Source organism: Acidicapsa borealis (assembly GCF_059115245.1).
On the sequence record NZ_JCACNY010000001.1, the window covers coordinates 844743 to 857170 of the forward strand.

Here is a 12428-nt window from a genome sequence, read left to right on the forward strand (position 1 = left end):
TCCTCGCGTCGATGCTCACGCTGATCCTCCTCGAAGTCTGGCAGATGCCCTTCGCCGGCCTCGCGCTTTACTTCGTCTTTCTGGTCGGGCGCGACAGTCCAGCGGTCTCCCTCCGTTCCAGCCTGTTCTCCCTGCTCACGCTCACCGCGTCAGTTGCGACGGAGCTGGCCGTTGTCGGCCTCACCGACAATGACCCGATGGCGCGCGTCCTTAGCGTGGCCATCGTCAGCTACATCGCTGGCATGCTGGTGGTTTCACTGACCGTGCCGACCCTTGGTTCTACCTGGGGATTCATCTTCTGCACCCTCATTGCCCTCTGGGAGCGCCACGCGCCGGCCAACCGTCTCGTCGAAACGTCGCTCTACCTGATCGGGTCGATTGCCATTGCGGTCTGCTGCTCAGTCTTCGTTGAGTATCTCTTCAGCTCACGCGACCCTGCTCATGAGCTCGAGTCCGAACGCCGCCAGCGGTATCACGCGCTGGTCAGGCTCTACACGCTCTATTCCGAGGGAGCCTCACCCGCCGTCATCCATGAGGCTGCGATACGCGTCAGCCGCCTCGCCGCCGCCGGACAGTCCGGCATGCAGCGCCTTTACAACACGATCGTCGACCGCAACCTCTCGACCGACACGCTGCCGATCGGTACTCGCGTTCGCATCCCGATGATCGCGCAACTCATGGATATCTCCGCCGCCTTCGCCCTCCAGCAACCAACTGCTGACGGCCCGGCGATGCAGGAGCGCTGTGCCCAGATCGCCCGCGAGTGCCAGGCCATCCTGGATGACAACGAGCCTGAGCACCACGGTTACGTGCCCTATTCCTCTGAGCTCAGGCTGACCCTGCTGGACCGCGTCGAAGGCGTTCTCCACGTCATCGCCTCCATGCCGCGCGAAACCTCGAGGGTCCGCGACCAGGAGCTCGTCGCTCTGCCGGCCAACAAAGTCGGCCTGCTCATCCCCGGAGCTCTGCGCCAGCACAGCACCTGGAAGTTCGGCTTCAAAATCAGCCTTTGCGCCACGCTCTGCTACATCATCTACTTCGCCCTCGACTGGCCCGGCATCTCCACCGCCGTTACGACGGTCCTCATCGCCGGGCTCAGCACCACCGGCGCGCTCAAGCAGCGGATGGCCTTCCGCATTGCGGGAGGCATCATCGGCGGACTCATTCTCGCGCTCGGCTGCACAGTCTTCCTCTTCCCGGAGATGGACTCGATCACCTCGCTCGCCGTTCTCACCGCAATCATTGCCTTTGGTAGTGCCTGGATCACCGGAGGCCGCCAGTTCAACTACGTCGGCCTGCAGATCATCTTTTCCTTCTACCTGGTCGCGTTTGAGGACTTCCGGGCCCCCACAGAGTTAGCCCCGGCGCGTGATCGCCTCATCGGCATCCTGCTCGCGCTGGTTGTCATGTGGATCGTCTTCGACCAGCTCTGGCCTGTCCGCACGGTTACTGCCATGCGCCGGGCGTTTGCGTCGATGCTCAAGAACCACGCCGACCTTTTCCGCGCTGAAGTTGCCCGCCCCCCGCACGAAGAGCTTGTCCGCAAGACCGACCAGCTCCGTGACCACATCGGCAAGACCATGGCCGCCATTCGCACCATGAACGATTCTGTCCAGTACGAGTTCAGCCGCACCCGTCAGCAGCAGATCGACACGGCAGAGCAGATTCTGCGCTCCGCACTGGCCTCCGTCGCGCTCATCTGGAACGAGATCGCCGTCCTTCACAGGGAAGAGGATGCTGACTTCCTCACTGACCCATGTTTGATTGAGTTAAGAAGCGAGATCGCCCGCCAGCTTGAGACTTTGGAAGCGGTCGTCCTTTACAGAATTGATGCCAAATCCGGCGCGCCGGGCGACGCACCACCGCCCGTAGCCGAGAGTTTCCAAAATCCTGCCTGCTTCGTCAGCAGCGACATTCTCGACCACCCGCGCTACGGCGAATACGCCAAGAACACCATCGCCCGTTGCAGCGAACTACAGGCCCTGGTGTCAGGGCTTGCCACGCAGCTTTAGGCCAAAACCGAGTTGCAATGCCCGTTGTACGAAGCGCAATCCTTGCGCCACAATAAGCAATCGGTGTGGCACAATGCACAATCCATATGCTGCCAATGTGCAATCCGCGCCGTGCAATGCGCAATCAAGAAGGGGTGCACGGCGGCGGGTTTCCGATGGAGCATTTCAGCTACAGAGTTTCGGTGCTCGGCAGCTTCATCGCCCCGGCTGCAATTCGCCGAAGCGCCGGCAGCACGGCACCCAAGGCGATCGGCGCGGCATTCTTCGACCCCAGCGAGAAGTACACATCGCGGTAATGGTGATACAGCTCCTCATACACGGCAGCATCGGCAGCGACCGGTTCGATGGTCCGCAGTGGCAGGCATACCGCCTCCTGGGCTGCCTCGATTGTCGGATAGACCCCAGCCGCCAGCAGAGCGAAGATTCCGGAGCCGAGACTCGTTGGCACGCCAGCCGGGACCAGCACCGGCTTGTTCAATACATTGGCATAGACCTGGTTCAGCACTTCGTTCTTCTGCGGAATCCCACCTGCGTTGATCACGCGGTCGACGCGCACGCCATGCTCAGCCATGCGCTCCAGGATGATGCGGGTATGAAATGCCGTTCCCTCGATCGCTGCGAAGAGCTCGTCCTGAGCCGTGTGCAGCAGATTCCAGCCCAGAGTCACGCCGCCGAGTTCCGGATTCACCAGCACGGTGCGGTCGCCGTTGTCCCAGCTCAGGCGCAGCAGGCCCGTCTGCCCCGGCCGGTAGCTGGCCAATCCTACGGAAAGGTTGGCAACCGTTGTTCCGGCGCGGCGGGCGATGGCTTCGAAAATATCGCCTGTTGCCGACAGCCCAGCTTCGATGCCCGTGTACTCCGGATGGACGCTTCCCGGCACTACGCCGCAGACTCCCGGGACTAATTCCGTCTTTTTAGCCATGGCGATGATGCAAGTCGAGGTGCCCACGACGTTGACCACATCGCCTTCGCGGCAGTTCGAGCCAATTGCGTCCCAGTGCGCGTCAAAGGCGCCGACCGGGATCGGGATTCCAGGCTCGAGTCCGAGTTCTGCAGCCCATTTGGGCGAGAGGTGCCCGGCAATATGCTCCGAGGTCAGAAACTCCCCCCCAAGCTTTTCGCGAATGCCGGCCATGAGAGGGTCGAGAGAGACGAGGAATTCCTCGGAAGGGAAGCCGCCCCACTTCGGATTCCACAGCCACTTGTGCCCCATTGCGCAAACGCTGCGCTTCAGGTCCTTCGTCGAAGTGACGCCAGCCAGCGTTGCCGCGACCATATCGCAGTGCTCGAGAGCCGTCACGAATTTATCGCGCTTGTCCGGATTGTGACGCAGCCAGTGCAGCAGCTTGGCGAATCCCCATTCGTGCGAGTACACACCGCCGCACCACTCGATGGCTTCAAGACCCACCGCATGCGCTTTGGCTGTAATTTGTTCGGCTTCTTCTTTTGCGCGGTGATCGCACCAGAGATAGTAGTCGTCCAGCGGCTCGAGATTTTCGCCGACCGGGATCACGCTGGAGCCGGTCGTATCGAGAGCGATGGCTACGACGTCCTTGCCGGCGATGCCAGTCTTCTCCAGCACCGCGCGGCTGGCTTTGGCCAGCGCCTGCATCTGGTCGAAGTGGGACTGGGTGGCAAAGTCGGGGTCTTCGCGCCGCCGGTGCAGCGGGTATTCCGCCGATGCGGTGCCGATCGGGCCCTTCACGCTATCGACAAGGGTGACGCGAACGCTCAAAGTTCCAAAATCAACACCGGCGACAACAGGCATGCAAGCTACTCCGAGAAAACGATTTCTGAGACTCTCGAAAGTCTAATCCATTTTCCCGGAATGGTGTAGCCAAAATCGGATGCGCTTTTGGCGATCTCCCGTCATGAGCAAGCCCAAAACGGGCCTTCACCGTCCGGTAACAGTTACATAAGGTGCCTCTTTTGGTGCCCGTTGTGCCATGGACAGGCCGCAATGGTGGGATGAGCATGAGAGATCAGTAAGGAACGCGACAATTGCGGTGCAGCGTTTCGCCGCCGCTCCCAGATAAGGCCGGCGCACCGACGAGTTTTGCAGCCATCTCCCCCGAATGAGCCGCTGAACTCCAGGAAGTCGTTATGCAACGCTTCACCGCACCCTGCCTAGCCGTATCGATCCCAAAGGCCGTATTCTGCTTCGCCGTAGTCTCTTCACTGCCCCTTTCTTCGCTCGCGGGCACACGTCCGGCATCGCTTACTGGCCCACCTGAGGTCCGAATTCTGTCCGGGTCCGACCAGCAAACCATCTACGCCTCGCAGTTTGCCGCGCCGCTGGTGGTCTTCGTCGCCGATCCATCGACGCACCAGCCACTGGCCGGCGTTGGCATTCACTTCAGAGCCCCTGCAACCATTGGGCTGAGCGTGACGGACGCACTCACGGACGAGCGCGGCCTGGCTTCCGTAACAGCCATCGGGCTTACGCCCTCCACGGGAGCCGTCACCGCCGAAGTGACCCAGTTTCCAGCCGCTGCGGTTCACTTCGACAATCTGGTTGTGAATAAAGCCACCCTGATCGTCGTTCCCACGGACCACCAGACCAGCGCGGGAACCCTGCCCTCCATCTCCAGCTACACCATTCAGGGCTTCGTCAACGGCGACACGATGGCCACGGCAAAGATCTCCGGCGAGCCATCGCTCACGACCACCGCCACCGCCGGCAGCCGCTTCGGCAACTACGCCATCAAGGGCAACCCCGGTACGCTCGACTCGCCCAACTATGTCTTCACCGCAGGCTTCGGCACGCTCGCGGTCATTGACGGCCCGCTGCCGGACGATGATCCTGTCGTTCTTGCGAACTCCCCGGCATCGCATCAGCCGGGAGTGGTGCGGACCGCGATCAAGCAGCTCACCGCCACGCTGACCACCGATCTTTCGCTCTCCGGCAGCCCCGCCGCTGTTTCCACCTTGACCATGCCAACGGTCAGCCCGCTCGCGCCGCCTGCCGCAGCCGTCGCCATCTCGGACAGTCTTCTGCCTGCCGCCGGGACCGCGAACCGTGCTGGAACTCCGCCGTCGATTCGATCTGCTGCGCCTCCTTCCCTGAGTTACGCGGCGATTGTCGACGTAGCCGCTCCTGCTCCGGTTCGCTCCGCTGTCATTCCCAACTACGCGGAGAGCTCACTCACTGCCGCGACACCCGATGCTGTCGTGCATACGGGAATCCTGCCCGCGACTCCGGTGACACCACAATCGCAGGCCGCTCCGGTTCCTGCTGCACCCATTCGCAAAGCCCTCAACGAGCAGCTTCCCCAGTAACAACATCGGCGGCAAACAGAAGAGCCTTCCCGCGTTCTGCAGGAAGGCTCTTCTGGCTTAGGACGTGAGTTATTTCTTGTCGAGCCGGAAGGCGGAAGCCTGGAAGTCTCCACGCAGTGCGAGATCGATGCCGTGGTTCATCCACCACGCACCGCTTGCCTCGGTCGGAGTTCCATCCAGCGTCTTGCCTTCGATACTGGTGAGCGTGTAGGTCGCCTTGGCATCGAGCCCCATCAGTTCGAGCCTCGGAAAGCCGCGTCCTTCCTGGGTTGAGTGGACGTAAGCAAACAGCACCGCCTGCGACCTGTCCGGCGCGACCATTTCGGTCGCGGCAAACTCGCTGCCATTGGTTGGAGAGATCAGCCGGTACAACTCACCCTGGGCGATTGTCTTCTGCACTTCGTGATACGCCGCGGTCAGTCGCTTGATGGTCGCCAGGTCCTCCGGCGAAAGCTTGTCGAGGTTGGCGCCGATGCCCAGCGCGCCTTCCATCGAAACGAGCATCCGGTAGGTCATTGATGTCGAGCGGAAGTTCAGCCAGTGCGGCGAATCCGTGACCCAGCTCAGCATGATCTGGTTTGGATACGCGCGAGTGAAGCCGTCCTGCTGTGTCAGCCGGTCCAGCGGGTCGGTGTTGTCCGAAGGCCAGACTTCGTCGGTGTATTGCAGGATACCGAGATCGACGCGCCCGCCGCCGCCGGAGCAGCTTTCAATCTCGACCTTGGGATGCTTCTTGCGTAGTTCTTCGAGGATCGAGTACAGGTTGCGCGTGAACTCCACATAGACCTTCTTTTGCTCATTCGGCGGAACCTGGTCCCAGCCCGGCTCGCTCCAGTTACGGTTGTAATCCCATTTGAGGAAGGCGATCTCGTTCTCGCTGAGCAGCTTGTCCAGGAAGCCGTAGATGTAGGCGCGCACATCGGGCCGGGCCAGGTTCAGGACCAGCTGCGTTCGCTCCTCGCTGCGTGGGCGGCCAGGAAAGTTCAGCACCCAGTCGGGATGCTTGCGGTAGAGGTCGGAGTCTGGATTGACCATCTCCGGCTCGACCCAAAGGCCGAAGTCCATCTTGAGCGAATGCACCTTGTCGATCAGCGGCTTCAGACCGTTGGGGAACTTCTCCTTGTTCACGTACCAGTCGCCGAGACCGGCGTGATCTGTCTTGCGCTGGCCGAACCAGCCATCGTCCATCACAAAGCGGTCGATGCCTAGCTCGGCAGCCTTTTCCGCCAGCCTCTCCTGGCCGGATTCGGTGACGTTCATCTCGGTCGCTTCCCAGGAGTTGTAAATGACCGGACGCGGCTTTGGTGTGGGACCGTTGGGCAGGATGTGCGAGACGGTGAACTTGTTCATCACCCGCGAAGCGCCGCCATAGCCGTGCCGCGTGTAACCCGCATACATCACCGGCGACTCCAGCTTTTCGCCCGTCTTGAGCGGATAGGCAAAGTCAAACGGATTGAACCCGGCCGTCACGCGCACTGCATCCAGCGTGTCCTGCTCGACGGAGATCCGCCAGTTGCCACTCCATGCCAACTCACCGAACCAGACCTCGCCGCCTTCTTCAGCGGCACTGCCTTTGCCGATGGCGAACCACGGATTGTTCTGATGGCCGGTGCTGCCGCGGCGGCTTTCGAGCACCCGCTGGCCCTGGTGGATTGTCTCGCGGTTCAGTGTCCATTCACCGCCCCAGCGCCCGGTCAGGTAGTTCAGCGTGTAGCGCGCCGGGGGCAGCGCGAAGGCTGCGGCAGCTTCCTGCTCGATGACGATCGGCTTCGGCTCCTTGTTCTCGACAGTGGCTGAGCGAGCCAGGATGCCGCTCTCCGGGTCCATCTGGTAGTGCAGCGTGACGGTCACGGCGCGGCTGATGTCCTTGAGCACGATATCCAGCGTCTGGTCGTCGATCTTCTTATTGGAGGCGTAGTGAAGGACCAGATCACGGTTGCCGTCGGCAAAGGTGACTTTCAGTGCCGGCTCCATGTAGAGCCCCGCGCCCCAGCCGGCGTACTCCTGCGGCGTGTCGTTGTAGGAGGAGTCGAACGATGCCTGCTCGGGCAGACCCTTTGCCGGAACGATCGTATCCGTCGCCGCGATGCGTCCGCCCCAGTAAAGCTGCTGCAATTCGCCGCGTTCGTTTACGCCAAACGCATAGGTCGTGTTGCCGCCATCCAGGCGGAAAACCGGCTGATACGTCGTGCGGGCAGACGCCGGTGGAGCGGGTGTTTGCGCGAGCACGCCCGAGCCGAAGGCCAGCAGGGAAGTGGCGGCAACTCCCGTTGCAAGAGGCTTCGCAAAATTCTTCAGGGGTTGAATGGAAGGCAAATATGGAAAGGTTTTCAAAATAGAAACGAACAAGCTGGCGAACATGGGCGACTTCTCCAATCCGAGTCATCCTAACATTCGCCCGTAGCCTCTGGAAAAGCCAAAAGGCAGGCGAGCTCGAACGGACGCTCGCCTGCCTCAATCTTTCCCTTACCGAAGCTGCCTTAGTCGGCCGCTACAGCATCCAGCGCCGGGTAGTCGGTGTAGCCCTTCGCGGCGCCGCCATAGAACGTGCGGCGGTCCGGCGCATTCAACGCAGCACCCGTCCGCAGCCGCTCCGGCAGGTCCGGGTTTGCGATGAAGAGGCGTCCGAACGCCACCGCATCGGCATACCCGTCGGCGATGGTCTCCTCGGCCGTCTCCCCGGTATAGCCGCCAGCCGAAATCAGCACGCCCTCGAAGGCCTTGCGGAACAGGTGCGATGTTCGCGGAGCCGCTTCATCCGTCGGCTTGCCGCCGCCTGCACCCGAGGAGCGCGGCTCAATCAGATGCGCGTAGGCAATATTCTTGGTTGAAAGCTGACCCAGCACATAGGTGAACAGCGCCGCCGGATCAGAGTCACCCATATCGGCAAAGGTGCCGTACGGCGACAGCCGAACACCTACCCGGCCACTGCCCCACACTTCGATCACCGCATCCGCGACTTCCAGCAGCAACCGCGCCCGGTTCTCGATGGAACCGCCATACTCGTCGGTGCGCTGGTTGGTCTTGTCTTCCAGGAACTGATCCAGCAGATAGCCATTCGCAGAGTGGACCTCGACGCCGTCAAAACCTGCTGCCTTGGCATTCAGGGCAGCCGCACGGTAGTCATCGACGATCTCTTCGATCTCCTCAATCTCAAGCGCACGGGGAGTTTCGTACGGCACCTGCTTAAAGTCGGCGGTAAAAGCCTTGGAGCCGTCGGAAATCGCCACGGCGGAAGCCGAAACCGGCAGCCCCGTCTCCGGATGCAGCGATGTGTGGCTCACGCGGCCTACATGCCAGAGTTGCAGAAAGATTAGCCCGCCCTTGGCATGGACAGCCTCCGTGACCAGCTTCCATCCCTCGATCTGTTCCGCCGAGTGGATGCCCGGCGCGGCGGGATAGCCCTTACCCTGTCGCGAAATCTGCGTGGCCTCAGAGATGATCAGCCCGCCCTCCGACGCCCGCTGGCCGTAATACTCGGCATTTAAGGCGTTCGGTACATCGCCGGGCTGCGTCGAGCGCATGCGCGTCAATGGAGCCATCACAACACGGTGAGCCAACCGCAACTCACCCACCTGCAAAGAAGAAAACAACTCTGGAAAATTGGACATAGGACCAGTAGATGCGAGCGAGGGCACAACCGATGCACAATCGGGAAAGGCTCAACACTCCATTTTGATTGGACTACCGGTTACGGCAATCTAGTACGGGATATCAACAACCTGGATCGTCAGCGGCGGCACCGTGTGCTTCCACTCGCCGCCAACGGAGACGGTCGACTCCACCGGATGAATGGCATTTGGATCCGCCAACGAATTCGTTGCCTCATACGTTGCGCCATGCAGCGAAAACATCTTCGCATTCTTCGCGCCATGAGCCCCGGCGAGCGTAATCGCCAGTGGCTGCGCTACGCTCGAAGCATTGACCAGCTTGAGGTGCAGCACTCCCGCACCCACTGTTGCTGAATAGAAGAATCGCGGGTTTTCGCCGGAGATGGAACTCCGCGCCGTCCCTTCGCCGAGGTGCCCGGCAAACAGCGCCTGTGCCCAGTAGCTTGGCGAAACATACGTCGTGCCCGCGTTGAAGCCGATCAGGTCGGTAGGCCACTCCATCCCGCCGGGGCTCACATTCACCAGGAGCGGAGCGTAGGCGGCCATCACGATGAGATCGCTGTTCCGCTCCATCCCTGTCATCCAGGCCGCATCACCCAAAGCGTCCCCGAAGTTCGGCGTCGGTGAGCCAGACCGCGTCGCCCACTCGCCCACGAAAATCTTCGGCCCCGTTCGCGGCACCGAATCATAGTGATGTACCAGGTCCATCATGTCTGCCGGAGATTTGTAGTAGTGCTCGTCTGAAACGTCGGGATTCACCTTGGTCGTGTACTCGCTGTTGCCGTCGGTCGCGATGAGCTTGTATTGCGGATATTTGGCGTGGATTGCCTCGGCAAACTGCGCATAGCGCGCCGGGTAACTGCCCGACCGGTCCAGATAATCCTCGTTGCCGATCTCGACATAGTGCAGCGGAAACGGCGCCGGATGCCCATCCTTCGCCCGGACCGCGCCCCACCTGGTGGTCGCATCGCCGGTCACATACTCGATCTCGTCCAACGCGTCCTGCACATACGGCTCCATATCTTTGCCCGTTGCCACATGGGCGCCTCCGAGAGAATAGCCGGCATAGACCGCCAGCACTGGTTCCACCTTCAGGTCTTCGCACCACTCCAGGAACTCAAGCAGCCCTAGCCCATCGCTCGACCAGTAGAACCACGGCCCCTCATGCCCGGGCCGATCGACAACCGTCCCCAGAGTCTTCTTCCAGTCGAACCGGCTCGCGACGGTCATGCCTTCGAGGTAATTGCCGCCGGGAAGGCGCAGAAACTTCGGATGCATCGCCGCCATCCGCTCCATCAGGTCGATTCGGTTTCCGTTCGGCCTGCCATGAAACGTCGGCTCCATCAGAGAAACCATCTGCAGCCAGACCGCGCCCGGATGCGCCACCGTCAGCTCCAGATGGTTCGCGATTGAAGGAGCGATTTGTCCGGTTACGAGCTTGTACTCGTATCGCTGCCATGGACCGGGCTTCACGACCACGTCAGCCTTCGCCAACACCGCCCCGCTTTTGTCGTTCACGATACGAACCGTAATCGGGCCGATGCTGGAATCTTCCAGCCGCGCGTACAGCGAGCCGGAGTACGTTGTTCCGGGCTTCATCCCGTATCCCCAGTAGCCGGGATTGGTCAGTCCAGCCTCGTTGCCCGCCGAAGCCGACGTCACAGTGAGCTTCATGCTGAACGGAAACACATCGCTCGGCCCGTTCGACTTATCAACAGCGCGCGAAGCCACAGCGTTGCCGCGCCGGATCAGATCCCACGGCGGCTCTCCCTCCCAGTCGGAATGGAACGCGCGGTTCTGCACCATCTCCGCATAGAGCCCGCCGTCGTAGGAGTGATTGATCTCTTCCGTCATCAGCCCATACAGCGTAGGGCTTACCGGCGACACCACCTTCGTCACGTCAATCGCCAGCTTCGCCCCATCCTGAGCTACGCCATCCGGTGACAGGATCGCCATCGTCAAGACAACGCAGCCAGCTGTAACGAAACCTCTGCGCAAGACCAACCGCACCATTTCAAGACTGAGCCCACCGAACATGCACCCTCCACTGACAGCCCGCTACCTGACAAAAGCCAGCAACGCAAATCATAAGCGCTGCGGCGAACACCCAAGTCTCAATCCCTGTCCCACTTCCTGTCACGCGAATTGGGAGAAGAATGCGGAAATATGCGATCCACATTCGATATCAACCTTAGGCATGATGTTCGCCTCGCCTGCCAGTGGTATAACGATTGGGTTTCTCCGGAAGGGAAGTCACCATGCACGCAACCGGCGTTCAGGCAGCCGCAATTCCCAAGGCCAAATCCGCAGGCAAAACATTCCTGGTCATCGCCGTGATCGCGACCCTGATTCCGCTGGCTTGCCTGGCGATTCCGATGTACGTGATTCGCCCCTTCCGCCCTCAGGAGCCCTCGCAGCTCGCTCTGGCTCTCACCGTTCGCGACCTTGCCCCGTGGATCTCAGCAGTTTGCGCCGCCGCTGTCCTGCTCGTCCTTTTCCGTACATGGAAAGGCTCCCGCATCCTCCGTCGCGTCGCACTCGCGCTCTGCGCCGTCATCGTTGTGGCAGGAGCCGTCGCCTCGCACATCAACATCTTCGAGATCATGTTCCACCCTTACAAAGACCCAGCCTTCGTCAACATCAGCGCGGTCAAAGTCGATCCTGATGACAAGGTTCTCGCCGTGCAGGTAGGCTTTGCCTCCCACGCCTATCCGATCCGAACGATGGGCTATCACCACATCGTCAACGACATGATCGGCGACCAGCCCATCGCAGCAACCTACTGCACCCTCTGTCACACCGGACTTATCTGGAGCCGCATCCTCGACGGCCAGACCCTGAAGTTCCGCCTCGCCGGCATCAACAACGGCAACGCCCTCATGCGCGACGAGCAGACCAGCAGCATCTGGCAGCAGAGCACCGGACAGGCCATCTACGGCCCGCTCAAGGGCAAGCAGCTAACCCTCGTCCACAGCGACGAGCTGACCTTCGCTCTCTGGAGCAAGGAGAACCCTACCGGCCTTGTTCTAAAGCCGGATGCGCCTTACGAAAAGAAGTACGAGGACAAGGACTGGGAGCAGCAGGTCCTGAAAACCCGCACCGTCATCGATACCAGCAAGTCCGGCATCGCCCCACACGAACTGATGCTCGGCGTCACCGTCAACGGCAGCAGCAAGGCGTATCCCATCAAGACGATCCTTGCCGCCAAGGTCATCGAGGATAGCTGGGACGCCGCGCCGGTCCTCATTCTCGTCGGCCCGGATCAAGCATCCATCCGCACCTTCCGCAGCGACCTGCCCGGACAGAAACTTACTTTCCTGCAGCCCCAGCCCGGCAATGCCGACAAGAACGTCGTAGCACAAGATCAGGAAACGCAAAGCCTCTGGGACTTCCGCGGCTGCGCAGTCCAGGGGAAGCTCACCGGCCAATGCCTCAAGTCGCTTGACGCCCATAAAGATTACTGGTTCGACTGGCTGAACCATTATCCCAAGACCGACGTCTTCAAGAACTGATCGCTGCGTGAGTG

7 protein-coding genes are annotated in these 12428 nt (G+C 61.1%); 3 read left to right on the forward strand and 4 right to left on the reverse strand.

Annotated features, from left to right (window positions below; all coding sequences use genetic code 11):
• Window positions 1-11 precede the first annotated feature (11 nt).
• On the forward strand, window positions 12-2012 hold the full coding sequence (locus tag AC5S27_RS03505; protein WP_493933189.1) for an FUSC family protein: 2001 nt from the start codon (window positions 12-14) through the stop codon (window positions 2010-2012).
• A gap of 169 nt (window positions 2013-2181) precedes the next feature.
• Here AC5S27_RS03505 and AC5S27_RS03510 read toward each other — a convergent pair whose 3' ends face one another.
• The gene (locus tag AC5S27_RS03510; protein ID WP_493933190.1) at window positions 2182-3780 is read right to left on the reverse strand and encodes a ribulokinase; all 1599 of its coding nucleotides are present in this window, start codon (window positions 3778-3780) and stop codon (window positions 2182-2184) included.
• A 335-nt stretch (window positions 3781-4115) separates the two neighbouring features.
• On the opposite strand from AC5S27_RS03510, the gene AC5S27_RS03515 reads away from it, so the two are divergent.
• Window positions 4116-5291 (forward strand): MBG domain-containing protein, encoded by a 1176-nt coding sequence (locus tag AC5S27_RS03515; protein ID WP_493933191.1) that lies wholly within the window; start codon window positions 4116-4118, stop codon window positions 5289-5291.
• A 69-nt stretch (window positions 5292-5360) separates the two neighbouring features.
• Here the strand turns inward: AC5S27_RS03515 and AC5S27_RS03520 are convergent, their stop codons facing one another.
• From AC5S27_RS03520 to AC5S27_RS03530, 3 genes are all read right to left on the reverse strand, one after another.
• Window positions 5361-7652: an alpha-galactosidase gene (locus AC5S27_RS03520; protein ID WP_493933192.1), complete on the reverse strand. Its 2292-nt coding sequence runs from the start codon at window positions 7650-7652 to the stop codon at window positions 5361-5363.
• Window positions 7653-7771: 119 nt separating this feature from the next.
• Window positions 7772-8902, reverse strand: a complete 1131-nt coding sequence (locus AC5S27_RS03525; RefSeq protein ID WP_493933193.1) for an alkene reductase — start codon at window positions 8900-8902, stop codon at window positions 7772-7774.
• A 90-nt stretch (window positions 8903-8992) separates the two neighbouring features.
• On the reverse strand, window positions 8993-10939 hold the full coding sequence (locus AC5S27_RS03530) for an alpha-L-arabinofuranosidase family protein (RefSeq protein WP_493933194.1): 1947 nt from the start codon (window positions 10937-10939) through the stop codon (window positions 8993-8995).
• A gap of 221 nt (window positions 10940-11160) precedes the next feature.
• Between AC5S27_RS03530 and AC5S27_RS03535 the strand changes: the two genes are divergently transcribed.
• Window positions 11161-12414, forward strand: a complete 1254-nt coding sequence (locus tag AC5S27_RS03535) for a DUF3179 domain-containing (seleno)protein (protein ID WP_493933195.1) — start codon at window positions 11161-11163, stop codon at window positions 12412-12414.
• Window positions 12415-12428 lie beyond the last annotated feature (14 nt).